We start from the raw sequence: 23921 nt of genomic DNA on the forward strand, positions 1-23921 counted from the left end.
CGGCAATTCCTGCCCGGACGTCGATGCTCGCAGAATTTTGGTATAAACGATAATATATGTCTTCGGGTGCGGACGCGCTCTATTCGAGCATGGTCTTGACGATGACCCCGTCCTTGACGATCAGGCTCAGCCGCTCCGAGGGATTCTCCAACAGGGAGAGGTCGTCCAGGGGATTTCCGTCGATCAGGATCATGTCGGCCAGCGCACCCGCCTGGATCACGCCGAGCCGGCCATCGTAAGGCGTTCTCGGCCCGGACATCGCCAGAAGCTCGGCATTGACCGACGTGGCGCTGCGCAGAACCTCGGCATTCGAATACCAGCGGCCGAGATGGGTGAGCATGATGTTCTGGCGCGGGGCCAGCTCGGGCGAGAAGAGCACGTCCGAACCCCATGCCGTCCGGATGCCGTATCTTCGGGCATACTCGTAGACGCGTGGCGTGCCCTCGAACAATTGTCTCACGCGCTCGACGCCCGGCCCCGTCTGCGACGCCGCGTCATCCATGGTCAGGAAGGGCTGCGTGCTCAGCCACACTTCCCGCTCCGCGAACAGGCGGGCCGTCTCCTCGTCCATCAGATGCGCATGCTCCACGCAGCCGACCCCGGTCATCAGAGACCGGCGGACGGTTTCGGGCGCATAGGCATGGACGGACACATAAGTGTTCCAGTCGCGCGCGACGGCAACGGCGGCGCGCAACTCGTCCTCGTCGAAGGTGGACATGTCGAGCGGGCTGCGCGGAGACGAGACGCCGCCACCGCCGACCAGCTTGATCTGCGAGGCGCCCTGCAGCAGTTGCTCGCGCACACGGCGCTTCAGGTCGCCTGCATCGTCGACGATCGCCGCGGTGCCCATCAGTTCGCTGACGCTCAGCGCGCCGTCACGGGGGATCTCGAACGGCATCCGCAGGTCGGCATGGCCTCCGGATGTCGTGATCATGGCCCCGGAGGGAAATATCCTCGGCCCGACGATGATGCCGCTGTCGATCGCCTGCTTGAACGAAAACACCGGGCCGCCCATGTCGCGGACGGTGGTGAAGCCGCGCATCAGCGTCCGCTCGGCCTCGGCGGTGGACGCCGCGAAGATCATGCCGGGCTCCGCCGTCATCAGCACGGGAAGCGGCACGGCGGCATAAAGCGTGTGCCAATGGGCGTCGATCAGACCGGGCATCAGCACCCGGCCCCCGCAATCGATAACCCGCGCATCGTCCGGCGGCGTTGCATTGGTGGTGTCCAGAGCCGCGATGCGATTGCCTTCGACAACCACCTGAACGCCATCGGCGAGCGTATCCGCAGTGCCGTCGAACAGGCGCAGGTTGCGCAGGACGATGCGCGCCGACGGCCTGTCCTGGGCCTTGCCCATCGTCGGCAACGCCGCTGACAGCATTGCCGCGCCGCCGCCGATCAGAAATCCCCTCCGGGAGAAGCTTTCCAGCCGTCCGGCAACCTTTTGCAGGGCGGGGCTATGGCATGGACAAGGGCCTCCGGTGACCAGATGGGCGTATTTGGAACCCAGACGAAACCGGCTCATGATGTTCTCCTGTATGCCTGGCGGCCTATCCGACCGATCTGTCTCATGGCGCGGGTATCTCCCCCGGCCGGTAATTGGGCAGGCGGCTTGCCGGAATGATCGAAACGATGGCCAGAGCGGCCATGATCATCAAGCCGATCCGCAGTGCCTGAAGGCGGGATTCGGTGTTGACGCGGATCGCCTCGGCCTTCTGCTCCGGCGTCGCGCCGGTACGGGCGACGATGCCGGCGAACTGCTCGTTGTTCACGAAAGTGATCTCGCCCAGGTTCACCTGCGCCTGCAGTTCGGGCGTCAGCACGGGGTTCTCGGCAAGGCGGGTGACGACGGCCGCGCTGAGAAGGCCCACCATCAGGGCACCGGCCAGCGCCGTGCCGACCGCCGACGCAAGGTTGTTCGTCGTCCCGCGCAAGGAGCCGACATCGCCTGCCAGTTCCTTCGGCGAGGCCGTCACGAGCACATTGAAGACCAGCGTGACCAGCGAGCCCTGCCCGATGCCGAAAAGCACCAGGCCGGCCAGCACCGGCCATTCGCTCCAGTCGTTGCGCACCACGTAGGAAAGCCAGACCAGGGCGATCGAACAGAGGATGAAGCCGGCGCGGCCGATCTGCCGCGGCGTGAAACGTCCGTAAAAGCGAACGATGACCAGCGCCGCCACGAAAACCGTCAGGTTGAACGGCAGCATCGCGACGGCGGTCGCGAGAGGCGACCGCCCCTGAACGATCTGGATATACAGCGGCACGGAAAAGTTCAGCGCGGCTTCGAGTGCGACGACGGCGAACATGGCATAGACGGCAGCGCGCTCGTGGACGGAATCCAGCACCGCAAGTGCCAGCAGCGGCGTCAGCCCCCGTTGCTCCCGCCGCCGCGTCCACAGGAAAAACAATTGGCCCAGCAGAACACCGAAGGCGATCATCAGCGGCGCCGGGGAGAGGCCGGCGATATGGAACGGTGCTGTTTCCCGGGCCAGCCCGAAGCCCCATCCGTTGAGGTTGTTGAAGCCGAAGCTGATGAGGATGATCGCTGCGGCGGCAAGCAGCACGCCGACCACATCGATGCCGACGCCCGGTCGGCCCTTGTCCGGGGCAAGCCGGAAACTCAGGACCACCACGACGGCGGAGGCGACCATCAGAAGGCCGAAGGCCGGTCGCCAGCCGATCGTGCTGCCGAGCACGCCTCCGATCAGGAAAGCCGCGACGCCGGCCCCTGCCCGTGCGGAACCCAGCGCGCCTACGGCGGTCGCCTGCTGGCTGCCATGGTAGTTCTCTGCGATCAGGGCGACCAGGGACGGCACGATGACGGCGGCGGCCGCGCCGCACAGCGCCTGCGCCACGATCATCACCGATGCCGTGGGGCTGAATGTCATAAGGGCCTGCGCACATCCGAACAGCACGACCGCCGCGCGGAAGACCTGCAATGCGCCCAGCCGTTGCACCAGCTTGGCGCCCAGCATGACGAAGCCGGCAACGATCATCGAATAGGCCACGATGCCCGTGGCCACCGTCGTGGGGGGGACGCCGAAGCTTTCGACCATGCCGCCCATGGCGACGGGCAACGACGCGACATTGTAGGACATGATGACCTGCCCCAGCGCAATCGCGATCATGGGCACCCAGGAGCGGCGCTCCTCGTCTCGCAGGTCCGGTCCGGTGGATGTCGCATAGGCCATCGCATTCCCCCTTGGCGGCATCCGCCGTGTTATCGTTCCGGTACGGAAACCAGGAGATCCAGGCCAAGGCGCTGCGACAGGAACTGCGTCGCCAACTGTCCCCGAACGCTGTTTCCCGCGTCGTCCAACGGCGGCGCGAACGTTCCCAGACCGCCCTTGCCGGGCGAAACCGTGACGATGCCGCCGCCGATGCCGCTCTTGCCGGGCAGGCCGACCTCATACAGCCAGTCTCCCGATGTCTCGTAGAGGCCCGCCGTCAACATGACGGCCAGGGTGTAGTGGCAGACGTCGGGTCGCACGACCTCTTCGCGCGTTACGGGGTTGAATCCGCCATCGGCCAGGGTTGCGCCCATGACGGCCAGATCGCGCGCGGTGACATCGAGCGAGCATTGGCGCGTATAGAGGTCGACAGCCTCGAGCGGGTCGCAATAGATGCCGTCGAGGCCGCGCAGCATCCAGGCGAGGCTTCGGTTGCGGAAATTGGTTTCGGACGCGGACCGGTAGACGTCCTCGTTGAGCGAGAGTTCGCGTCCGGCGAACCGCGACAGGCCATTCAGGATGAAATTCCACTTGTGCTCGACAGTATCGCCGGGCGCGAGGCTGGTGGCGGCAATGGCGCCGGAATTGACCATCGGATTGGTCCTGCCGCCGGGCGCGCGTTCTGCGGAAATCGCCGAGTTGAAGGCCTGACCCGTCGCGTTGACGCCAAGCCGCTCGCGAGCGCCGGTCGGCCCGATCCGATCGCATATGAGGGCGAAGAGGAACGGCTTGGACACGCTCATGATGGTGAACGCATGGTCGCAATCTCCCACCGTATGGACACCGCCGCCCGTCTCCACGACGCTTATGCCGAACAGGGCCGGGTCCGCCCGCGCCAGGGCCGGATAGACCGTGGAGACGAGGCCGTCATCGACGTTGCGGAACCGCTCGTACGCGTCTTCGATCAGGGAGCCTATGCGCGACGGGGGCGGCAGCCTGCCCGTGGAGACGTAGGCAACGGCCTCGTCGACGAGCGGATCGAGCAGTTCCATGTCACCGGCCCTCCCCGATGCGCGGCTCCATCACTGTGTATGGCAGCCAAACGAGCACCCACGCGTGGTTGCACGATCAACGATCGACGCAATAGTGACTTAATCCAAAGTTGTGTCAAGGCGCCGCACCATCCCGCGGAATGAGCCTCGGCTTGGCCATCTGCGTCCTATTACGTATGGTTGCGTCCAGATGTCCGTGAAGAGAGTTTGTCGATGTTCCATGACCTGAAGCTCGGTGACGAGGCCGGCCGGCTTTCCGCGGTAGCGCGCTACGACATCCTGGACACACCGGCCGAGCCGCAGTTCGATAATATCGCCAGCCTGCTGAAAACGATCTTCAAGGCGCCGATCGCGCTGATCTCGGTGATCGACGACAAGCGACAGTGGTACAAGGCCTGCGACGGTCTCGACGTCGGAGAAATCCCGCGCGACATGGCCTTCTGCAATTATACGATCCGGTCGTCCGACATCCTCGCCATCGAGGACACCACCCTGGATCCGCGTTTTGCCGACCATCCTCTGGTTGTCGGCTCACCGCATCTGCGAAGCTATCTGGGAATTCCGCTGACGTCTCCCGATGGCTATAACATCGGCACCATTTGCATCGTGGACACGCAGCCACGGACCTTCGGCCCGGACGATTACGCGACGCTTCGACAGTTTGCGGCGGTGGCGATCTCCCAGTTCGAATTGCGCCAGATCGCCTCCCGCGACGGCTTGACGGGCATGGCGACGCGCCGCGCATTCACCGAGGCCGCGGAGCGGGAGCTGAGCCGATTCCTGCGTCATGGCCAGCCCGTCACACTGGTGCTTTTCGATCTCGACCGCTTCAAGTCGATCAACGATTCCTACGGACACGGCATCGGGGACGCCGTGCTGAAAAGCGCCAGCGCCGCTTGCGAGGCGGTCAAGCGCAGCGAAGAGCAGATCGGGCGCATCGGAGGCGAGGAGTTCGCTATCCTGCTCGTCAATACCGGCCTGCCGGAGGCCTGGACGGCGGCCGAGCGCTTTCGCGCCGCGATCGAGGCCGCGACGATAGAAGAGCGGCCCGACTTGCCGTTTACCGCCAGCTTCGGCCTGGCGCAATGCGATGTCGAAACGTCGGACGTCGCAACCTGGCTGGATCGGGCCGACAAGGCCCTATATGCGGCCAAGGCGCAGGGCCGCAACCGCTGCATCGCCGGTTGACCGGCCGGAAAGGCCGGAGCTATCCCCGTCCCGTAGCGGTCGGCCAGACGAAGTGATGGTCGTCGATAGTGAAGGCGTGGCGGTGCCGGATCGGCGCATGGCGGTGGGGATGGCGATGGGGCTCCGGGCCCTCCCATCCTTCATGCTCGTGCTGGTGATGTTCGTCATGGACATGCATGACGTCGTGGACGAAGGCGGCGTGCTGGTGCTCGATTTCGACCGCATCGTCGGTGGGCCATAACCTGGCCGCACTTGCCGCACCGGCAAGGCACGCCGTGGCCAGGATCATGAAGGTCGCGTCGAGGCCGATCGAAGCTCCCAGCCATCCGGCGAGCGGATAGGTCACCAGCCAGCAGGCATGCGACAAGGCGAATTGCGCGGCAAACAGCGCGGGCCTGTCCGCCGCGCCGGACGACCGTCGCAGCACGATGCCGGCCGGCGTTCCGATGGCGGAGGATGCCGCTCCCATCAGCACCCACAGGCAAAGGCTCGACGTCCAGTCCAGCCCCAGGCCGCCGATCATCAGCAGGCATGACATCGCCACGCCGCCGCCGATCATCATCGTGCGCGCCGATACCATACCGAGAATACGGGCCAACAGCATGGCGACCGCCATGGAACCGAACCCGTAGGCGGCGAACAGCAGGGCCACGTCGTCGTTGGAGCCGCCCAGCTCGGTGCGGACGTGCACCACCGTATTGACGATGACCATGGAGCCGCCGGCGGAAGCGGCAAAGGACACGGCCAGCAGCCCCCGCAGACGGGGCGTGGCGAGATAGATGCGCGCTCCGCGGCTGAACCGATCGATGAAGCTGGCGCCGGCAACCGGCTTCGCCGACGGCAGGGCGACCGTGGCGACCAGGCACGCGGAGGCCATGAAGCCAAGGACCGTTCCCAGGAACAGCCAATGAAAACCGATCACGGTGAGGAGCAGAGCCGCAAGAAGCGGACTGGCGAGGCTTTCCAGATCGTAGGCGAGGCGCGACAGCGACAAGGCATTGGTATAGTCGCGCTCGTCCTGCAGTATGTCCGGGATGGTTCCCTGGAAGGTCGGCGTAAACAGCGCCGACATGGACTGGAAGGCGAAGACCAGGGCATAGACCTGCCAGATCTCGGTAACGAAGGGCAGCAGAAAGACGAATCCGGCCCGGACGAGATCCAGTGTCACCAGGAATGTTCGCCGGGGCAGCCATGCCGTCAGGACGCCTGCGAACTGCGAAACACCGACATAGGCGATCATCTTGATGGCGAGCGCGGTTCCGAGGACCGCGCCGGCATCTTCACCGGCCAGGTCGTAGGCGAGCAGCCCGAGCGCGACGGTGGTCAGCCCCGTTCCGATCAGGGAAAGGATCTGTGCCGCAAATAGATGACGGTAGGACCGGCAGCGGAGGACAGCCAGCATCGAACGACGCTCCAGAAGCAAGCCGCCTGCCCGGCGGCGGAACGTATGATGGCCGACGGGATTGCTCTTGTCGACAGATTGGAGACCTTTTGATGACCAGCCGCACCACCATGCAGGACCCTCGGACGCAATATCCCCGCCCGCCGTTTCCGAATCAGCCCCAGCCCCGTCCGGGACTGGCCACGAAAATGGAACCCGTCCCCGACCATGGCGAGACGAGTTATGTCGGCCATGGCAGGCTGCAGGGCCGCAGGGCCCTGATTACGGGCGGCGACAGCGGCATAGGCCGCGCAGCAGCCATCGCCTATGCCCGTGAGGGTGCCGACGTCGCGATAGCCTACCTGCCCTCGGAAGAGGCCGATGCGGCCGAAGTCATCGCCCTGATCGAAGCCGAGGGCCGGAAAGCCCTGGCGCTGCCGGGCGACGTGATGGACGAGGCGTGGTCGCGCGAACTGGTGGACCTTGCGGCGTCGCACATGGGCGGTATCGACATACTGGTCGTCAACGCCGGCCGTCAGCAGTTCCGCGAGAATATCGCGGAACTGTCGTCGGAGGATTTCGACAAGACGCTCAAGACGAACCTCTACGCGCTGCACTGGATATGCCAGGCGGCCGTGCCGCACATGCCGGCCGGCGCCGCCGTCATCACCACCGCCTCCGTGCAAGCCTACGACCCGTCCGACATCCTTCTGGATTACGCGACCACGAAGGCTGGAATCGTCGCCTACACCAAGGCGTTGGCGAAGCAGCTGATCGAGAAGGGCATTCGCGCCAATGTCGTGGCTCCCGGCCCGTTCTGGACCGTCCTGCAATCCAGCGGCGGCCAGCCGTCGGAGAAGGTGCAGCAGTTCGGCGGGCACAGCGCGTTCGGCCGGCCGGGCCAGCCTGTCGAGATCGCTCCGGTCTACGTGCTGCTGGCCAGCCAGGAGGCCAGCTACATAACGGGCGAGGTCTACGGCATCACCGGTGGCGCGGGGATCGCCTGAAGGCAGCCATGCCCTTTCCGTTGGCGCGAAGTCGGCTTCACGTCAACGGATCGGGACGGGCTCGAAGCGTTCGAACATCAACGGTCTGGCATCGCGGTACGATACCTCGCCGATCCGCTCGTATCCAAGAGCCTCGGAAACACGCAATGAAGCAGTGTTGTCAGGATGGATGATGCAGACTGACCGGCTCATGGCGTGTTCCGCGGCCATCCAGCGGTGCGCGCATTCCGCGGCCTCCCTCGCATAACCCCGTCCATGAGCGTTTGGATTTATCATCCACGCCGCTTCCGGGGATGCCTCGAAGGATTTGCCGAACCCCCGGCAGAAGTGAGCCAGCCCGACCTCGCCGATGAAAGAGCCATCGCGCTTGGCGCGGGCCGTGAAGACGCCGTAGCCATAGGCCGACCAATGGCCAATTCGCTGCAGCAGCTTTTTCCAGACATCCTCGCGTCCGAGAAGCTTGCCGCCCGTGTATAGCGCCATCGTCTCGGCCTGATGCATGGCCAGGCTGTCTTCGAAGTCCTCGATGCGGGGCGGCGAGAGGATAAGGCGTTCGGTTTCGATCATGGCTCAGGCACGTATGGAATGCGATCCGCGGGCGGCCGTCCAGGTTGCATGGCGCGACCCGACCGTCTTCCAGAAACGCGATATCGAATGATCTGGGGATGGTACGGTTGGGTGGGTTCGAACCACCGACCTCTGGAGCCACAATCCAACGCTCTAACCAGCTGAGCTACAACCGCATACCGAGGAGCTCTTCGCTCCATGGCGGTTCACATAAATTCATTCGGCGCGGGACGCAAGCCCATCCCGCGCTTGGAAACCACCTTGAAGACGATGCCGCCGGGCGCAGGATTACTCCTTGCGGGCGCGCGCCTTGTCCATGGCCTCCTTGCCTGGCCGCACCAGCTCGTTGGCGACCGTCCGCGACAGCGACTGCATGTCCCGGATCTGCCCGGCCATCAGTTCGGTCTGCTCCCGCACATAGCCTGTCTGCAATTCGACCAGCTCGGCCACGGACCGCACCTTCGTCATCTTTTCCAGATGCGCAAATCCCAGTTCGGCGTTCGTCCGCAGGGCCTCTATGGCCTTCTTGGACAAGGACAGCGATCCGCTATGCGCGTTCTCCAGCGTCGCCTCCAGGGTCTTGGTCGCCTCGTCGGCATTGTCGCGGATCGCCTGATAGGTCCTGCGCGACTGCTCTACCGTGCGCTCCGTCAAACCGCGCAGCGCCTCCTGGAAACGTTCGGGGTCGAGTCCGAGCGCGGCTTGCGCGCGCGCGACGTTCTCCGGGTCCATCGCCTGCTTGAAGGCGTCCTCGGCTTGCGAAAACTCCGCCGAAGCCTTGCCTGCGGGCCTTGCCTTCTCCTTCATCGCACTCTCCCTCGCCTTGGTGAGACCCATAGATGAGCGGATTTCCTTTGTTCTGACAACTGACAAGCCGTTCAACGCATGATGGCGGGGATATTAACCCTTCCGGGCGAATGATGGGCGGGCCCTGGCCATCGCAATGGATTTCGCACGTGCCGGGCGTTATTAACGAAGGCGTAACCAACAAGATGGGCGAGGCCCTCGACAGGACATTTTCAGCACATGAACCCTCTGGAGATCATGGCATTTGAAGATGTACGCCGCGCCGGCGAAGCCGGCTGCGCGGTCGTGGCGCTGTCCGCCGACCTGACCCGGACGCTTTGGCACAACGAAGCGGCCGATACGCTCCTGTCCGGGAAGCTCTCTCCCCTTCCCCGCATACAGCAGTTCGCCGGCGCCCTGATGCGCGACGGAGAGGTGACGACGCGGCTTCCCACGCAGTCCGGCGCCGGCTTCGTCTCCACCACGATCCGCCTTCGCATGGCGGTGGCGGCGGCCGGCGAGGAGTTCGCCCTCCTGTCCAGTCTCCACCCGATGGCACGCCCGGATGTCGGAGCCATGCTGGCGGAGCGTTTGCTGCGCGAAGCCGGCATGATCGGACGTCCGGCCGCGATGATCGCGGCCGACGGCCTGCAGGCGATGAGCGCTTCGCTGGGCCCGGAGCGGGCTGCCGACTTCGCCGACGCAGCCGAAGAATTCCTGACCGGCCCGATCGATTACCTCGAGATCGCCGACGACGGCCGCAAACTGGCCTTCGCGCGCCTCGGCACCGGCCTTGCCCTCGTTGCGGACACAGGCCCCTGGACGGCCGTGCAGGCCGCCGCGCCCAGGGCGGCCGAACCGGCGCCGGCCACCCCGGCAGAGCAAACCGGCACGACCGGTTCACAGCCGTCGACGACACCGATCGGGCAGATCGTCCAGAGGTGGCATGAACGCCTTTCCGAGAAGGCGGTCACCCTGCGCCACAAGGCTGCGGAATCGCGCGACAGGCTTCGTACCGAAACGATGCCCCGGCAGTCGGGGACCGCGGAACCGACGCCGTCCGTGGCCGTGGGCGAAGGCCGCTTCGAATGGCGCGTCGACGCCGCCTACCGCTTCACGGAAGTGGGCGCGGAATTGGCCGCCGCCATCGGGGCAGATGCGACGGCGTTGCATGGCCACGACATCTTCGACGTCGTGGAGCGGCTGGGCCTCGACCCGTCCGGCGAAATCGCGACGCTGCTGCGCAGCCGCGCCCCATGGTCGGGCCGGATGGTGGACTGGCCGATCGACGGCAGCGACGACAGGATGCGGATCGAACTTGCGGCCCTGCCCGTCTACGGGCGTGGAACGGTCTTCGAGGGCATACGCGGCTTCGGCCGCATCGTCGAGCGGGTCGGCGCGGAACGCCGCCCCGAACCGGTCGCCGGAACCGGCCTGTCCGGTACGGAGGCCGACGCCTTCGCCTCCATCGGTGCGGCACTCGGCGGGCTCGGCGAGACGCCGCCCGTCGCGGCTTCGTCGGACTTGCCGGGCGACGTCACCGCCTTTCTGGATGCGCTGCCCGTCGCCGCACTGGTGCAAATTCGCGGACGGCTTGCGCATGCCAACCGCAGTTTCTTCGACCTGTCGGGATATGCCGACCTGGCGGCGCTCGAGGGCGCGGGCGGGCTCGAGGTTCTTGCGGCGGACGATGGCAGGCTCGGCGAGGCGCAGGGCTGCATCCGGCTGCTGCGGCAGGACGGGGAAGTGGTGCGCGTCTCCTGCCAGATGCAGCGCGTCACCATTGCCGGAACGGCGATCCTTCTTTTCACCTTCCAGCGCCCGGTACCGGCCCCCGCCGACGAGGAGGCGATCGAGTTGCGGGCCGTCCTCGACACCGCGACGGACGGCATCCTGATGCTGGAGGATGACGGTACGCTGCGCGCAATGAACGGCTCGGCAGAGGCGCTGTTCGGCCTTTCGGCCGCCAGGTGCCGCGGCTATCCCTTCACCGACCTCATCGCCGAGGACAGCCGCGCGGCGGCGACCGCCTATCTGGCCGCGCTGCGCGACGGCGGCATGCAGAGCATCCTGAACGATGGCAGGGAAGTGCTGGGCAAGGTGGCGCGCGGCGCGCCGATACCGCTGTTCATCACCATCGGCAAGCTGGGCGCCGGGCGGGGCTGGTGCGTCGTCATCAGGGATATCGGCCATTGGAAGCGCATCGAGGAAGAACTCGTGGCGGCGCGGCGGCAGGCCGAGGACGCCAGCCTGCACAAGAGCCGCTTCCTGACCAATATCAGCCACGAGTTGCGCACTCCCCTGAACGCCATCATCGGCTTTGCCGATGTGATGGCGGCGGAAAGCTTCGGCCCCATCGGCAACGATCGCTATCTGCAATATCTGCGCGACATCAAGCATTCCGGCCATCATCTGCTGGACCTCGTCAACGACCTGCTGGACATATCCAAGATCGAGGCCGGCAAGGCCTCGCTGAAGATCGCGCCCGTATCGGCCGTCGACATCGCGGCGGAGATCGTTTCCCTCATGCAGCCGCAGGCCGGCAGGGCCCGCGTGATCCTTCGCAGCGATCTGCCGCGGGGCCTTCCGCACATCCTGGCCGACGCCCGCTCCATCCGCCAGATCGCACTCAACCTCTTGTCCAACGCCATCCGCTTCACGCCGGCAGGCGGCCAGGTCGTCGTTTCGGCGAGCGTGGACGCGAAGGGCTGTTTCGTCATGCGCTTCCGCGATACCGGCATCGGGATGAGCGAGGACGAGATGTCTGAGGCCATGACCCCCTACAGCCAGGTCAGCGCCATCGCCCGCGAAAGGGGCGACGGGACCGGGCTCGGCCTGCCGCTGACGAAGGCGATGGTGGAGGCGAACTCCGCCCGTTTCGCATTGCGCTCGACCCAGGGCGAGGGCACCATCGTCGAAATCACCTTTCCCGCAGACCGTGTCGTGGCGCAATGACCGGTCGGGCCGCTGCACTCGCATCGTGCGGAGATGTCCCGTATATACACCCTACAGTTTAGTCCGCGCCACGAGACCCGCTTGCCCGCCCACGATACGCCCATGAATTCGCCGCACAGGGACGGCCGCAAACGCCGCCTCTTCGGCTGGACTTTCGCCGCCGTTGCTGCGGCCATTGTGGCCGGCGTCGTATTCCTTGCCAATTCCAGCCTGTCGCTGAATCTCGAGAACGCGCGGCACGGGATAGAGCAGCGCCTCGCCGCCCTGACGGGGCGCAGCGTGCAGGTGGATGGCGGCGCTACGTTCCGGCTTCTGCCGCGCCCGGTCGTGGAGTTGTCCAACATCCGGTTGGACAGCGCCGAAGACTCGCGAGAGTTGCGTGTGGCGCGCGTCATCGCGCAACTCGATCTCATCGACGCCCTGATCGGACGAACGGATATTTCCCGCCTGACGCTGGTGCGGCCGGAATTCACCGAGGCGGAAGATCGGCCTGCCGGCCCATCGACGTCCGATCCGGCGCAGCCCGCCCCGCGGAGCCCGACAGGGTTTGAACCGGAGGGTGATCCGCGCGTGCTCGATCTTGCGACGCACACGCTGCGCGCCGTGCTGCAGCGGTTCGAGGGCGTACGCTATATCGAGGTTCGCGACGGGCTGTTCCGTCCGCGGGGCGACGCCGCCGGCATCAGCAACATCAACCTGACGCTGGAATGGGATGGCAGGCGTCAACCGGCGGAGCTGTCCGGCAGTGTCGTCTGGAACGGCCAGCCGGCCGACATCCTCCTGACCGTCGGCTCGCCAGCGGCGTTCCTGGCCGGCGACCAGAGCCAGCTTTCGGCCACGTTGCGTTCTCCGCCCGTCAATTTGCGGTTCGAAGGGACGGGCACGGGCGGCACCCCGTTCCAGCTTGACGGACGGCTTTCCCTGGACGCGCCGTCGCTTGCCCGCCTCAGCCGATGGATCGGCAGCCCGGGCTTCACGCTTCCGGACTTCGGCCCGATCGCGCTCGAAACGGATCTGCGGCTTGCCGGGGAGCGCGCCTTCCTGAATCGCACCAGCGTCGTTCTCGACGACATGCGCGCGCAGGGCGCCCTGGAAATCGCCATGCTTGCCGATGGCCGCCCCATGCTTGGCGGCACCCTCGCATTCGAAAGCTTCGACTTCGATACGCTGGGAGGCGCGATCGCGCCTCTTCCACGGAACGTGCTGGACCTGCAGCGGCGTATTCCCCTGCACTTCGTGCGCAACATCGATCTGGACCTGCGTCTTTCCGCAACCCGGTCGCGGCTGGCCGGAGTGGGCATGAGCGATCTGGCCGCCACGGTGAAGTTCGCCTCCGGCAACGCCGTCATAGATATCGGCGACGTCTCCCTTTTCGGTGGACGCGCGCAGGGACGCGTCGCGCTGGATGCCAATGCCGCCGCACCCCATCTGGTCGGCACCTATGCGCTTCAGGGCATCGAGGCCGCCGCACTTGCGCAGCGCCTGTCGTCGGAGGACATGCAGTTGACGGGCACCGCCACGATCAGCGGCAAGCTCGATCTGCCGGTTCGCAGTTGGGCGGAGATCGCCAACGATAACCGGATCGAGGCGCAGGTGAACATCGATTCCGGCACGGTGGCCGGATTGCCGCATGTCGGCGACCTTCAGGAAGGCCGGCGCAGCTTTACCCTGCAACCGGGCGGACAACCGTCATCATTCGATACCCTGACCGCGCGGCTGTCCACCGCCGGAAGCTTTCTGCGCGTCGGGAACTTCGAGATGGCGGGCCCCACCGGGCTCATGACGCTTCAGGGCCTCGTCGCGCTGGCGGACATGTCCGTGTCGCTGGAGGGTCTCTTCGAGCCGGCGGCGGCCGATGTCGCGGATGCCAATCGCAACGCCACGTTCACCTCATCGAAACCCATCGAGTTCATATTGCGGGGCGAGTGGCCGGGGTTGGACGTCACCGTGACGCCGCGCTCCAAGCCGATCTGAAACGACACATTCGCCGCCGGACCGTCCTCCGCGCCGCGAGGACGGGTTCGAGGCATGCCGGCAAGAGCGACCATCGGCTTCATCGGGATCACCGCCGCCCTGGCCATTTCCGCGTCGGCCCCGGCCGCACTGGCAGGCCCGTCGGACGATTATCACGTGGCCCTGCAGGCGGTGAAGGCGAATGCCTTCCAGCGCCTCGCCGACATCGACGTCAAGGCCATGCTGGGCACGGCGCCCGGCGATGCGCGCCTGCCCGGCAAGCTCTCGATCTCCGATATTCCCGGCAAGGCGGATGCGCCGGTGGCCAAGGCAAGGCGGCTTGCCGGCCAGCTTGCCGCGCAACGCGGCGCACGGTCCCTGCCCGCGACGGCCTCCAACCGCTGGGTCGCGGAACGGGTCCGCACCGACCTGTCGGATTATCTGTCACAGGGCCCCTCACCCTACCTCTGCTCCGGCCTCGACAATTATCTCGGCACGTTGCGCAGCTACACCAACCAACTGGCCGTAACGGACCTGCGGCTGGACGAGGCCGAGGCATTCCTGGCGCAATCCGCCCGCGACAGTGCCGCGGCCGCACTCGACGCGATGATGCCGCCGCCCGCGCCGCGCTACGCTCCGGCGGACCGCCCCGGCCTGCAGATCGCGGGGCCGGGGGGCCTGCCGTCCATAGACGCGGAGGAAGAGCAGGGCGACGGTTCCGGCCTGCTGACCCTTGTGGCGTCCGGTGCGACCGCGCCACTTTCGTCGGTCGATCTCGGGCCAGCGACGCGGCGCCCCTCCATGGCGCTGGAGACGCGCGGCGAACTCGAGCGTGCCGCGCGTCGGCTCGTCTTCGCTGCGCGGCGCGGCGGCTTCATCGACCTGGACCGGCAGACTGCCGCAACCGCCCCGGGGCGTGGCGCGGCAACTTATGTGGCGGCGGTCGCGCCGGCCCTTCCGTCGGTTACCGACCCCCTTGCCCGCCCGGCGTTGATCGCCGCGCTTGCCGACATCGAGGCTCTGGATGTCGTGATGGCGGCACGCAGCGGAGGCCAGGACCCCGTGGCCGCCGCGCTCGACGAAACCATGAATGCCATCCGCGCGGCGCACGATACGGCCTGTCGCTAAGCCCCCCGTCAGGCGGTGGACGCCAAGGCCTGGCGTTCCGCTTCCTGCGCCAGTTTCTCGTCGCGCACGCGGCGCGCCTCCTGCTGCTTGGCGACGAGCGAGGCGATAAGGACGCCAACCGCGACGACGCCGATCATGATGGTCGATATGGCATTGATCTCGGGCGTCACGCCCAGCCTGACCTGGCTGTAGATGCGCATGGGCAAGGTGGTGGCGCCTGGGCCGGAGGTGAAGCTTGCGATCACCAGATCGTCCAGCGACAGGGTGAAGGCCAGCATCCAGCCGGCCAGCACGGCCGGCCAGATGACCGGTATGGTCACCAGCAGAAACGCCTTCAGGGGCGGGCAACCGAGGTCCTGCGCCGCCTCTTCGAGGGAACGGTCGACGCCGATCAGCCGCGACTGCACGACCACGGCGACGAAGCACATCGAGAATGTCGTGTGCGCCAGCGTGACCGACCAGAAACCCCTGTCGAAATTGATGGCCACGAACAGCAGCAGCAGGGAAAGGCCGGTGATGACTTCCGGCATCACGAGGGGCGCCGCCACCATGCCGGAAAACAGCAGCCGCCCGCGGAAATTGCCGTAGCGCACCATGGCCATGGCCGCCAGCGTGCCAAGGATGGTCGCTATGGTTGCCGAAAGGATGCCGACGCGCAGGGTGATGAAGGCCGCGTCGACGAACAGGCTGTTGCCCGCCAGCGCCGCATACCAGCGCGTGGAGAAGCCGCCCCATACGGTCACGAGTTGCGAGGCGTTGAAGGAATAGACCACCAGCAGCACGATGGGCAGATAGAGGAAGGCGAAGCCGACCACCAGCGATACGATGTTGAAGGGCGACAGCCGGCCGCTCATGTCAGGCTCCGGGCCTGGATCTTCTGGAAGATCATGATGGGCACCACCAGCACGAGCAGCAGGAGGACGGCCACGGCGGAGGCGACGGGCCAGTCCCGGTTGATGAAGAATTCGTCCCAGAGGACCTTTCCGATCATCAGCGTCTGGGAGCCGCCGAGAAGATCGGGAATGACGAACTCCCCCACCGCCGGGATGAAGACCAGGAACGAGCCGGCGACGACACCCGGCAGCGACAGCGGGAAAGTGATCTTCCAGAAGGCCCAGAAAGGAGGGCAGCCCAGGTCGTTCGCCGCTTCGACCAGCCTGTGGTCCATCCGCTCCAGGCTCGCATAGATGGGCAGCACCATGAAGGGCAGGTAGGAATAGACGATGCCGATATAGACGGCGAGCTCGGTGTTCAGAAGGTTCAGCGGCTGCGAGACGAGGCCCGTCCACAGCAGGAACTGGTTGAGGTAGCCCTCCCCCCGCAGGATGCCGATCCACGCATAGACGCGGATCAGGAAGCTTGTCCAGAACGGCAGGATGACCAGCATCAGGAGAACCGGGCGCAGGCCGCCCGGCGCGCGGGCCATGCCGTAGGCCAGGGGATAGCCGACCGCCAGCGCCAGCACGGTCGAAACGAAGGCGATGCGCAGGCTGGAAAGATAGGCGTTGATATACAGCGGGTCGCCGCCGAGCCAGACGTAGTTTTCGAAGGACAGCTCGCGCAGGGCCTGCCAACTGGCCGACAGATCGCCCAGGTCGAAGGTCGGCAGATAGGGAGGCTGGGCGATCGCCGTTTCCGAAAGCGAAATCTTGAAGACGATCAGGAAGGGAATGAGGAACAGGGCGACCAGCCAGAGATAGGGGATGCCGATCACCCCTGCCCGGAACCACCGGCCCGAACCTGGTTTGCCGTCGCGGGCCCTTGTTTCAGCCGCCATGGCGCGCCCTCATGCCGACAGGATGACGCCGGCGTCGGCAGGGAAGGAAAGATACACTTCCTCTTCCCAGCCGATCTGCTCCGGCGCGACGCGGAAGGCGTTCATGACGGTGGCCCGCATGATCGTGCCGCTGTCGAGCTTGACGTTGAAAAGGGTCACATCTCCCAGATAGGCGATGTCCCAGACCGTGCCCTTCAGCACGTTGGCGGCGCCGGCCTCAGGCGGGCGGCGGCTGAGGGATATCTTTTCGGGCCGGACCGCCAGCGCGGCCGGCGCCCCCTTCGCCAGTTGCGGTGCGCCGTCGACTGTCAGGACGCCGCCTTCGGCCGCAAGGCGCAGCCGGTCGCCGGAGACATCCTCCACCGTTCCCTCGACGATCGAGACATTGCCGATGAAGTCGGCGACGTAGCGCGAATTCGGCGCTTCGTACAGGATGGCCGGCGTCGCCACCTGCTCGATCCGGCCGGCGCGCATCACGGCGATCCGGTCGGACATGGTCATCGCTTCTTCCTGGTCGTGGGTGACGATCACGAAGGTCAGGCCGAGCTCCTGCTGGAGGTCCATCAGCTCGAACTGGGTTTCCTCGCGCAATTTCTTGTCGAGCGCACCGAGCGGCTCGTCCAGAAGCAGCACCTTGGGTTTCTTGGCCAGCGAACGGGCCAGCGCCACGCGCTGCTGCTGGCCGCCCGAAAGCTGTTGCGGCTTTCGCTTCGCATAGGGCGTCAGCTTGACCAGCCGCAGCATCTCGGCCACGCGATCCGAAATCTCCGACCGTGCCATGCCGTCCTGCCTGAGGCCGAAGGCGATGTTCTTCTCGACGCTCATATGCGGAAACAAGGCATAGGACTGGAACATCATGTTGAGCGGTCGACGGTAAGGCGGCACGCCGGTCAGGCTTTGGCCGCCCAGCCTGATATCGCCCGAAGTCGGCGTCTCGAACCCCGCCAGCATACGCAGCAGGGTCGACTTGCCGCACCCCGACGGCCCCAGCAACGCGAAGAATTCGCGCGTGTAGACGTCGAGGCTCAGATCGTCGACGGCGTTGAAGTCGCCGAAGGTCCGGACCACCCGGTCGAACTCGATCAGGGGTTTTGCCGCGGGGTCGTTCCACGGATCGAAGTTCCGCCGGATGCTGCCGAGCGATTTGAGCGCCGTCGCCATGATCGAACAGAGCCTCGCCTTGCGGTTACTGGCCCGTCCGGACGGTGGTGAAGGCGCGCGTCACCAGGCGTTGCGCGCGGGCATCGTAGGGCAGCTTGATGTACAGCTTCTCCAGCGTGGCCTCGTCGGGGTAGACGGCCGGATCGTTGAAGATCTCCGGATCGATCAGCTTCTGCGAGGCGAGGTTGCCGTTGGCATAGACGACATAATCCGTTGCGCGCGCGATCACCTCGGGACGCATCATGTAGTTGATGAAGGTGTGGGCGGCTTCGACATGCGGCGCATCGGCCGGAATGGCCATCTGGTCGAACCACATCATCGCGCCTTCCGTGGGGATGGCGTAGCCGATCTCCACGCCCGCGCCCGCTTCTTCCGCGCGGTCGCGCGCCTGGAAGATGTCTCCGGAGAAACCGACCGCCACGCAGATGTCGCCATTGGCCAGCGCGTTGATGTATTCGGACGAATGGAACTTGCGGATGAAGGGCCGCACCTTCAGCAGCAGGTCCGTCGCTTTCTGGATATCCTCGGGCGTCGCCGCGTCCGGGTTTACGCCCAGGTAGTTCAGGGCCGCGGGAATGATCTCGCCAGGCGAATCCAGCATGTCGATGCCGCATGTCGCCAGCTTCTCGGCATGTTGCGGATCGAAGACAAGCGCCCAGCTATCCAGCGGCGCATCGGGCAGCGCTTCCGCCACCTTGGCCTTGTTGTAGCCGATGCCGGTGGTGCCCCACATGTAGTTGACCGTATAGGCGTTGTCCGGATCGAAGGCCGCGACACGCTCCTGGATCATCGGCCACATATTGCCGAGATTGGTCAGCTTGGACGGGTCGAGCTTCTGGTACACGCCTGCCTGGATCTGCCGCGCCAGATATTCGGCCGAGGGCACCACGATGTCGTAGCCGCTGCCGCCCGCCAGCATCCGGGTTTCGAGTATCTCGTTGGAATCATACGTGTCATAGACGACGCGAATGCCCGTTTCCTTGGTGAAGTCCTCGATGATCGACGGGTCGATATAGTCCGACCAGTTGTAGATGTTGAGCTGTTGCTGCTGTGCGGCAGCCTGCCCGGTCAGGGCGGTGAAGGCGACGAGGGCGACAAGGCTGCATGTGGGACGGTTGGGCAAGATCTGCATCTCCTGAAGTCACGCGAGGGGGCCGCATGCCCGACTATTTCCGAGAGTCGGGCATTTTGGTAGCCCCTAACTGCTCAAGATCACAAGCGGTTGTCGCGCTGCATATAAATCGCGTCGGGACCATAGGCCGCAAGCTTGGCGCCGAGCGCTGCATCGTCGAGGGCGACGAAGCCGAAGCGGGCCCAGAAAGGCCCCGTGCCGTAGACGGAGATCAGCGTCGTCACCGGGAAGCGCGCCGCGATGCCGAGCAGCCTGTCGATACCCTGCCGCGCCTCTCCCCGTCCGCGCCGCTCCGGCGCGACGACGACATCGTGGATGTAGAAGGCATCCGCCGCCGGCTCCAGCCGGTCGAGGATGGTGTCCAGCGGCGGCGGCGACAACCGTTCGATCGGGTGTGCGACGCCGTAGCCGACGATGGCATCGCCGGTATGGAGCACGATCGCCCCTTCGGCGAAGAGTTCGATGCGATTGGCAAAGACCTCCGGCCGTTCCGGCAGGCCGGGATGCACCCTGTCGGCCAGCGCGATGACGGCGGCTACGTCACGGTGCGTCATCGCACGCCACCGGGCCTGCATCGTCGCACGATCGCTCATCGGTGCTTCTGCCCTGCTCCGTAGAATATCTTCTCCCACGCCTTGTGGGCCTTGTAGCCCTCGCGGATGAAGGGCGTGAACACGGCCATGTTCAGGACGGCCCTGTTGGTCAATCGCCCCGGAAAGCGCAGCGGCTTCTCGAAATCCACGAACAGCACCACGCGGACCCCATCGGAGTGGTTCCACGCCTCGTGCTCATAGGCATCGTCGAAGATGAGCGCCTTGCCTTCCTGCCAGTGGCAAAGCGTGTCGGCGATGCGGATGCCGATCTTGTCGGGCTCGTTCGGAACGATCAGGCCGAGATGAAAGCGCAACACCCCGTTATATGGTCCGCGATGCGGTGGAAGATGCTTGCCCGGCTCGAAGATCGAAAACATGGCCGATTTCATGCCGGGTATCTTCTGCAGGATACGCCACGTCTCCGGGCATTGACGGATCGCCTCCTCCGACTTGATGCCGTAGCCGCACAGGAAGAAAGTCTTCCAGTTCCGGTCGGAGGAGATGGAGCGTACCTCCGAGGATATTTCATGGAAGGCGGGCAACTCTCCCTTGCGGGTCAGGACTGCGTCGAGCTCCCTGCGGATGAGGGGCCATTCGGCCTCCACATCCGCGGCCCAGGGAAATACCGAGTTGTCATAGACCGGCGGGTTGCCCACGGTGGAGCAGGACAGGTTCCATGCCTCCGCGCCGTCCACCACCTTCTGCACGGCCCGAGCGACAAGGCCCTGCCGGCTCATCGTATCTTCCAGGCCCTCTGTCTTCGTTTTCTGGGCCGAACCGTTACGCATATCCACCGGTGGACACTCCTGCTTAAAAATCGAAGGCCGACAGACCGCCGACCCAGGTATCGAGGCCCAGAGGCCGCGTCAAAGGCGGCTCGGCCCGGGCCAGACAGGCTTGCCGCTCGCAGAGCCTGCACGACGGCCCGACAGGCACAGGCGACATCCGGCCGAACCTGCCATAGATGACCCTGTCCTTGAAAGCGGCTTCGCAGGCCAGCAGCAGCGCCGTGCGGCGGGGCCGCTCGGCGAAGCCGGCCTTCAGGCCTTCCAGCGTCCGCGAGATCGTCAGGAAGACGGCGCCGTCGGGCATTTCCACCTCTTCCACAAGCACGCGCCCGGCCTCGGAAAAACTGTTGTGGATGGCCAGCTTGACGCAGCCGCCGCCGAACCGGCGCGTGGGGAAACCTTGTGCCCCGGCGCGCCGGAAACGGTTTCCGGCCTGGTCCACCTCCATCATGAAGAAGGGAACGCCGGGCGCCCCATGGCGCTGCAGCGTGGTCAACCGGTTGGCCACCTGCTCGAACGAGGCCTGGAAGCGGCCCGCCAGGGCGTCGATATCGTAGGCCGCCCGTTCCGCGGCGGCATGAAAGGGGCCGTAGGGCATCATCAGCGCGTGGGCCGCGTAGCGCGTCAGCTCGAACAGGGCCAGCCGCCGCGCCTCAGCGCTGGCGAAGGAGAAACTGGCGAGCTCCGCCTCGATCGGCTGCGCCAGCGCAAGGGACGCCGCTTCGAACGCCACCTCCCGCAGGCGGTCCGGCGCCGAAAGGCGCTCGGACAGGAACAGGCGGCGCGAATGCCGGTCGAAACGGCGGCGCCAGTTGGGCATCGTCTCGACCGGCAGCACGCGGACGGACACGTCGTACCGTGTTCGCAGCCAGGTCTTCAGCGCGCTGTAGGCATCGTCGCCGAGGGCGATCTCGGCACTCAGGCCCTCGGCCGCCCCGTCGATGCCGGCGAAGTAGTTGGGCCTGTCCTCCAGCACCTCGCGCACCGCGTCCATGGGCAGGCGCGAGCCCGCGGCATCCAGCGCCTTGCCCTGCCCCGCCAGAAGGACGGACAGGTCCGACAGACGCGCCTCCATCTCCTTGTAGGCGCGATAGAGCTTTGCCATCCCGGCTGCGGCATTGGGCGCGGCGTCGGCGAAATCGCTCATTTCCTGTGGTCCGGGCAGTTCGCCCGCAAGCAGCGGATCGGCGAAAGCCGCCTTCAGGTCGGCGCGCAGGCTGTCGCCCTCGCGCGCCTGAAGGCCGGACAGGTCGACCTCGTAGATCTCCGTCAGTCGAAGCAGAATCTGCACCGTCAGCGGACGCTGGTTGCGCTCCAGAAGGTTCAGGTAGGAGGGCGAGATGCCGAGCTCCGCCGCCATGGCCGTCTGCGTCAGCCCCAGGCCGTTGCGCAGCCGGCGCAGCCGTGGCCCGGCAAAGACCTTGTTGTCAGCCATGCTGTTTTGACCGCATTTTTACAAGACCATTCTTTGACAGCATTTACATCATGACATGGCGGTTTTGTCAAAGCGCGCACAACCCGACATCTTTTCGATACCAGAAATGCCGGTTTCTTCTGTGTCGCGTGTGATGATCTGTCAATCTTCCCTTCATGGCGCAGTGCAGCGAAAGCCTGGGCCGATATCAGGGAGTGATTGGACATGACTGAATTTTACAACCTCGTTCCCAGCGCACCGGCAGGCCGTTTCGATACGGTCGAGCGCCCCTACGCGGCCGAGGATGTAAGGCGGCTTCGGGGATCCGTTCCCATCCGCTACACGCTGGCGGAGAACGGAGCCAACCGGCTTTGGGAACTGCTCCGCACGGAGGATTTCGTCAACGCGCTGGGGGCGATGACGGGTAACCAGGCCATGCAGATGGTGCGGGCGGGGCTGAAGGCGATCTACCTTTCGGGCTGGCAGGTTGCGGCCGACTCCAACACGGCTTCCTCCATGTACCCCGACCAGTCGCTCTATCCGGCCAACGCCGCGCCGGAACTGTGCCGGCGCATCAACCGCACCTTGCAGCGCGCCGACCAGATCGAGCATTCGGAAGGGCAGAAAAGCGTCGAGACCTGGTTCGCGCCCATCGTCGCGGATGCCGAAGCCGGCTTCGGCGGACCGCTCAATGCGTTCGAGATCATGAAGGCCTTCATCGAGGCCGGCGCGGCGGGCGTCCATTTCGAGGACCAGCTGGCCTCCGAAAAGAAGTGCGGCCATCTCGGCGGCAAGGTGCTCATTCCCACGTCGGCGCATATCCGCAACCTGACGGCGGCGCGCCTGGCGGCCGACGTGATGGGCGTGCCGACGCTGGTGATCGCCCGGACCGATGCCGAGGCGGCCAAGCTCGTCACTTCCGACGTCGACGAGCGCGACCGACCCTTCGTCGATTACGATGCCGGCCGCACGGCGGAAGGCTTCTACCGGGTGCGCAACGGGCTGGAGCCCTGTATCGCCCGCGCCATCGCCTATGCGCCGCATGCGGATCTGATCTGGTGCGAGACATCGAAGCCGGATCTGGATCAGGCGCGCCGCTTCGCCGAGGGTGTCCACAAGGTGCATCCCGACCGGATGCTCGCCTATAACTGCTCGCCCTCCTTCAACTGGCGCAAGAACCTGGACGAGGCGACCATCGCCAGGTTCCAGCGCGAGCTCGGCGCCATGGGCTACAAGTTCCAGTTCATCACGCTGGCCGGCTTCCATCAGCTCAATTTCGGCATGTTCGAGCTGGCGCGCGGCTACCGCGACCGGCAGATGGCCGCCTACTCGGAGTTGCAGGAGGCCGAATTCGCCGCCGAGGCGGACGGCTACACCGCGACCAAGCACCAGCGCGAGGTCGGCACGGGATATTTCGACGCCGTCAGCATGGCCATCACCGGGGGTGCATCCTCCACCACCGCCATGGGCGAATCCACCGAGAGCGCACAGTTCCGCCCGGCATCGCCGCTGGGCGTCGCCGCCGAATAACGCAACAACCTTTCTCAAAGGGAGAGACCGATATGAGCCTTGTCATGGAAGAAAAGCGCCCGCGCACCCGCGTCCGTGAACGCGCCGAAGAGCAGTCCGCCACCATGGACACCACGCAGCAGGCGGCCATCCGCGCCCTCGCCAACGATCTGCATCGGCTTAACCAGTCGGTCATGAAGGCGGTGGAGGAAGGGCTGTCGGTCGAACTGGTGCGCTCCTCGCGCCATCATTCGGGCAATGGCTGCTGGGGAGACCTGCTCGTTCCCGTGATCGTGCGCACGGAACGCTGAAAAACCGGGCAAGGAGGCCGCACCGCCGCCTTGCCCGCCTTTACCAGAA

20 protein-coding genes and 1 tRNA gene are annotated in these 23921 nt (G+C 65.7%); 7 read left to right on the plus strand and 14 right to left on the minus strand.

Annotated features, from left to right (window positions below; all coding sequences use genetic code 11):
* Window positions 1–79: 79 nt before the first annotated feature.
* From NDN16_RS00115 to glsA, 3 genes are read right to left on the minus strand one after another with little or no spacing between them, the layout of a single operon-like run.
* The gene (locus NDN16_RS00115) at window positions 80–1525 is read right to left on the minus strand and encodes a metal-dependent hydrolase family protein (RefSeq protein ID WP_251111596.1); all 1446 of its coding nucleotides are present in this window, start codon (window positions 1523–1525) and stop codon (window positions 80–82) included.
* A 43-nt stretch (window positions 1526–1568) separates the two neighbouring features.
* A complete protein-coding gene (locus NDN16_RS00120; RefSeq protein ID WP_251111597.1) occupies window positions 1569–3191 on the minus strand; it encodes an MFS transporter in 1623 nt (540 codons plus the stop codon).
* 29 nt (window positions 3192–3220) lie between these two features.
* Window positions 3221–4222, minus strand: coding sequence for a glutaminase A (gene glsA, locus NDN16_RS00125; protein WP_251111598.1), 1002 nt, complete (start codon window positions 4220–4222; stop codon window positions 3221–3223).
* Between the two features lie 213 nt (window positions 4223–4435).
* On the opposite strand from glsA, the gene NDN16_RS00130 reads away from it, so the two are divergent.
* Window positions 4436–5410, plus strand: coding sequence for a sensor domain-containing diguanylate cyclase (locus tag NDN16_RS00130; protein ID WP_251111599.1), 975 nt, complete (start codon window positions 4436–4438; stop codon window positions 5408–5410).
* 19 nt (window positions 5411–5429) lie between these two features.
* Here the strand turns inward: NDN16_RS00130 and NDN16_RS00135 are convergent, their stop codons facing one another.
* On the minus strand, window positions 5430–6812 hold the full coding sequence (locus NDN16_RS00135; RefSeq protein WP_251111600.1) for an MFS transporter: 1383 nt from the start codon (window positions 6810–6812) through the stop codon (window positions 5430–5432).
* A 92-nt stretch (window positions 6813–6904) separates the two neighbouring features.
* On the opposite strand from NDN16_RS00135, the gene NDN16_RS00140 reads away from it, so the two are divergent.
* Window positions 6905–7798 (plus strand): SDR family oxidoreductase, encoded by an 894-nt coding sequence (locus tag NDN16_RS00140; protein ID WP_251111601.1) that lies wholly within the window; start codon window positions 6905–6907, stop codon window positions 7796–7798.
* Between the two features lie 42 nt (window positions 7799–7840).
* On the opposite strand, the gene NDN16_RS00145 is transcribed toward NDN16_RS00140, so the two are convergent.
* The 3 genes from NDN16_RS00145 to NDN16_RS00155 form a co-directional block, all read right to left on the minus strand.
* Window positions 7841–8365, minus strand: a complete 525-nt coding sequence (locus NDN16_RS00145; RefSeq protein WP_251111602.1) for a GNAT family N-acetyltransferase — start codon at window positions 8363–8365, stop codon at window positions 7841–7843.
* A gap of 99 nt (window positions 8366–8464) precedes the next feature.
* Window positions 8465–8541 (minus strand) — tRNA-His (locus tag NDN16_RS00150).
* Window positions 8542–8653: 112 nt separating this feature from the next.
* The gene (locus NDN16_RS00155) at window positions 8654–9172 is read right to left on the minus strand and encodes a phasin family protein (RefSeq protein WP_251111603.1); all 519 of its coding nucleotides are present in this window, start codon (window positions 9170–9172) and stop codon (window positions 8654–8656) included.
* Window positions 9173–9409: 237 nt separating this feature from the next.
* Here NDN16_RS00155 and NDN16_RS00160 point away from each other — a divergent pair, with 237 nt between their 5' ends.
* The 3 genes from NDN16_RS00160 to NDN16_RS00170 all read left to right on the plus strand — a co-directional run bounded on the left by NDN16_RS00160 (window position 9410) and on the right by NDN16_RS00170 (window position 15187).
* Window positions 9410–12106, plus strand: coding sequence for a PAS domain-containing sensor histidine kinase (locus NDN16_RS00160; RefSeq protein WP_251111604.1), 2697 nt, complete (start codon window positions 9410–9412; stop codon window positions 12104–12106).
* Window positions 12107–12208: 102 nt separating this feature from the next.
* A complete protein-coding gene (locus tag NDN16_RS00165; RefSeq protein ID WP_251111605.1) occupies window positions 12209–14080 on the plus strand; it encodes an AsmA family protein in 1872 nt (623 codons plus the stop codon).
* 54 nt (window positions 14081–14134) lie between these two features.
* On the plus strand, window positions 14135–15187 hold the full coding sequence (locus tag NDN16_RS00170; RefSeq protein ID WP_251111606.1) for a hypothetical protein: 1053 nt from the start codon (window positions 14135–14137) through the stop codon (window positions 15185–15187).
* Window positions 15188–15195: 8 nt separating this feature from the next.
* Here the strand turns inward: NDN16_RS00170 and NDN16_RS00175 are convergent, their stop codons facing one another.
* The 7 genes from NDN16_RS00175 to NDN16_RS00205 form a co-directional block, all read right to left on the minus strand.
* Window positions 15196–16041, minus strand: coding sequence for an ABC transporter permease subunit (locus tag NDN16_RS00175; protein WP_251111607.1), 846 nt, complete (start codon window positions 16039–16041; stop codon window positions 15196–15198).
* On the minus strand, window positions 16038–16964 hold the full coding sequence (locus NDN16_RS00180) for an ABC transporter permease subunit (RefSeq protein WP_251111608.1): 927 nt from the start codon (window positions 16962–16964) through the stop codon (window positions 16038–16040). The genes NDN16_RS00175 and NDN16_RS00180 overlap by 4 nt, the downstream gene beginning before the upstream one ends.
* A 9-nt stretch (window positions 16965–16973) precedes the next feature.
* A complete protein-coding gene (locus NDN16_RS00185) occupies window positions 16974–18125 on the minus strand; it encodes an ABC transporter ATP-binding protein (RefSeq protein ID WP_251111609.1) in 1152 nt (383 codons plus the stop codon).
* Between the two features lie 25 nt (window positions 18126–18150).
* Complete coding sequence (locus NDN16_RS00190) at window positions 18151–19257, minus strand: polyamine ABC transporter substrate-binding protein (protein WP_285292255.1); 1107 nt, start codon at window positions 19255–19257, stop codon at window positions 18151–18153.
* Window positions 19258–19337: 80 nt separating this feature from the next.
* Window positions 19338–19850, minus strand: coding sequence for a GNAT family N-acetyltransferase (locus NDN16_RS00195; protein ID WP_251111610.1), 513 nt, complete (start codon window positions 19848–19850; stop codon window positions 19338–19340).
* Window positions 19847–20587, minus strand: coding sequence for an aspartyl/asparaginyl beta-hydroxylase domain-containing protein (locus NDN16_RS00200; protein ID WP_353050177.1), 741 nt, complete (start codon window positions 20585–20587; stop codon window positions 19847–19849). Before NDN16_RS00200 ends, NDN16_RS00195 begins: the two co-directional genes overlap by 4 nt.
* Before the next feature lie 73 nt (window positions 20588–20660).
* Complete coding sequence (locus tag NDN16_RS00205) at window positions 20661–22073, minus strand: helix-turn-helix domain-containing protein (protein WP_251111611.1); 1413 nt, start codon at window positions 22071–22073, stop codon at window positions 20661–20663.
* Window positions 22074–22277: 204 nt separating this feature from the next.
* Between NDN16_RS00205 and aceA the strand changes: the two genes are divergently transcribed.
* Both aceA and NDN16_RS00215 read left to right on the plus strand, forming a co-directional pair.
* A complete protein-coding gene (gene aceA, locus NDN16_RS00210) occupies window positions 22278–23582 on the plus strand; it encodes an isocitrate lyase (RefSeq protein ID WP_251111612.1) in 1305 nt (434 codons plus the stop codon).
* A 32-nt stretch (window positions 23583–23614) separates the two neighbouring features.
* The gene (locus NDN16_RS00215; protein ID WP_251111613.1) at window positions 23615–23872 is read left to right on the plus strand and encodes an SMc00767 family acetate metabolism repressor; all 258 of its coding nucleotides are present in this window, start codon (window positions 23615–23617) and stop codon (window positions 23870–23872) included.
* Window positions 23873–23921 lie beyond the last annotated feature (49 nt).

Source organism: Aureimonas altamirensis (assembly GCF_023702225.1).
In the GTDB taxonomy this organism is placed as follows: Bacteria; Pseudomonadota; Alphaproteobacteria; order Rhizobiales; family Rhizobiaceae; genus Aureimonas; species Aureimonas altamirensis_B.

What these genes read in the sequence shown, in the direction of transcription:
- NDN16_RS00115 (WP_251111596.1), bottom strand. Translation starts at nt 1,525, where the DNA reads ATGAGCCGGTTTCGTCTGGGTTCCAAATACGCCCATCTGGTCACCGGA.
- NDN16_RS00120 (WP_251111597.1), bottom strand. Translation starts at nt 3,191, where the DNA reads ATGGCCTATGCGACATCCACCGGACCGGACCTGCGAGACGAGGAGCGC.
- glsA (WP_251111598.1), bottom strand. Translation starts at nt 4,222, where the DNA reads ATGGAACTGCTCGATCCGCTCGTCGACGAGGCCGTTGCCTACGTCTCC.
- NDN16_RS00130 (WP_251111599.1), top strand. Translation starts at nt 4,436, where the DNA reads ATGTTCCATGACCTGAAGCTCGGTGACGAGGCCGGCCGGCTTTCCGCG.
- NDN16_RS00135 (WP_251111600.1), bottom strand. Translation starts at nt 6,812, where the DNA reads ATGCTGGCTGTCCTCCGCTGCCGGTCCTACCGTCATCTATTTGCGGCA.
- NDN16_RS00140 (WP_251111601.1), top strand. Translation starts at nt 6,905, where the DNA reads ATGACCAGCCGCACCACCATGCAGGACCCTCGGACGCAATATCCCCGC.
- NDN16_RS00145 (WP_251111602.1), bottom strand. Translation starts at nt 8,365, where the DNA reads ATGATCGAAACCGAACGCCTTATCCTCTCGCCGCCCCGCATCGAGGAC.
- NDN16_RS00155 (WP_251111603.1), bottom strand. Translation starts at nt 9,172, where the DNA reads ATGAAGGAGAAGGCAAGGCCCGCAGGCAAGGCTTCGGCGGAGTTTTCG.
- NDN16_RS00160 (WP_251111604.1), top strand. Translation starts at nt 9,410, where the DNA reads ATGGCATTTGAAGATGTACGCCGCGCCGGCGAAGCCGGCTGCGCGGTC.
- NDN16_RS00165 (WP_251111605.1), top strand. Translation starts at nt 12,209, where the DNA reads ATGAATTCGCCGCACAGGGACGGCCGCAAACGCCGCCTCTTCGGCTGG.
- NDN16_RS00170 (WP_251111606.1), top strand. Translation starts at nt 14,135, where the DNA reads ATGCCGGCAAGAGCGACCATCGGCTTCATCGGGATCACCGCCGCCCTG.
- NDN16_RS00175 (WP_251111607.1), bottom strand. Translation starts at nt 16,041, where the DNA reads ATGAGCGGCCGGCTGTCGCCCTTCAACATCGTATCGCTGGTGGTCGGC.
- NDN16_RS00180 (WP_251111608.1), bottom strand. Translation starts at nt 16,964, where the DNA reads ATGGCGGCTGAAACAAGGGCCCGCGACGGCAAACCAGGTTCGGGCCGG.
- NDN16_RS00185 (WP_251111609.1), bottom strand. Translation starts at nt 18,125, where the DNA reads ATGGCGACGGCGCTCAAATCGCTCGGCAGCATCCGGCGGAACTTCGAT.
- NDN16_RS00190 (WP_285292255.1), bottom strand. Translation starts at nt 19,257, where the DNA reads ATGCAGATCTTGCCCAACCGTCCCACATGCAGCCTTGTCGCCCTCGTC.
- NDN16_RS00195 (WP_251111610.1), bottom strand. Translation starts at nt 19,850, where the DNA reads ATGAGCGATCGTGCGACGATGCAGGCCCGGTGGCGTGCGATGACGCAC.
- NDN16_RS00200 (WP_353050177.1), bottom strand. Translation starts at nt 20,587, where the DNA reads ATGAGCCGGCAGGGCCTTGTCGCTCGGGCCGTGCAGAAGGTGGTGGAC.
- NDN16_RS00205 (WP_251111611.1), bottom strand. Translation starts at nt 22,073, where the DNA reads ATGGCTGACAACAAGGTCTTTGCCGGGCCACGGCTGCGCCGGCTGCGC.
- aceA (WP_251111612.1), top strand. Translation starts at nt 22,278, where the DNA reads ATGACTGAATTTTACAACCTCGTTCCCAGCGCACCGGCAGGCCGTTTC.
- NDN16_RS00215 (WP_251111613.1), top strand. Translation starts at nt 23,615, where the DNA reads ATGAGCCTTGTCATGGAAGAAAAGCGCCCGCGCACCCGCGTCCGTGAA.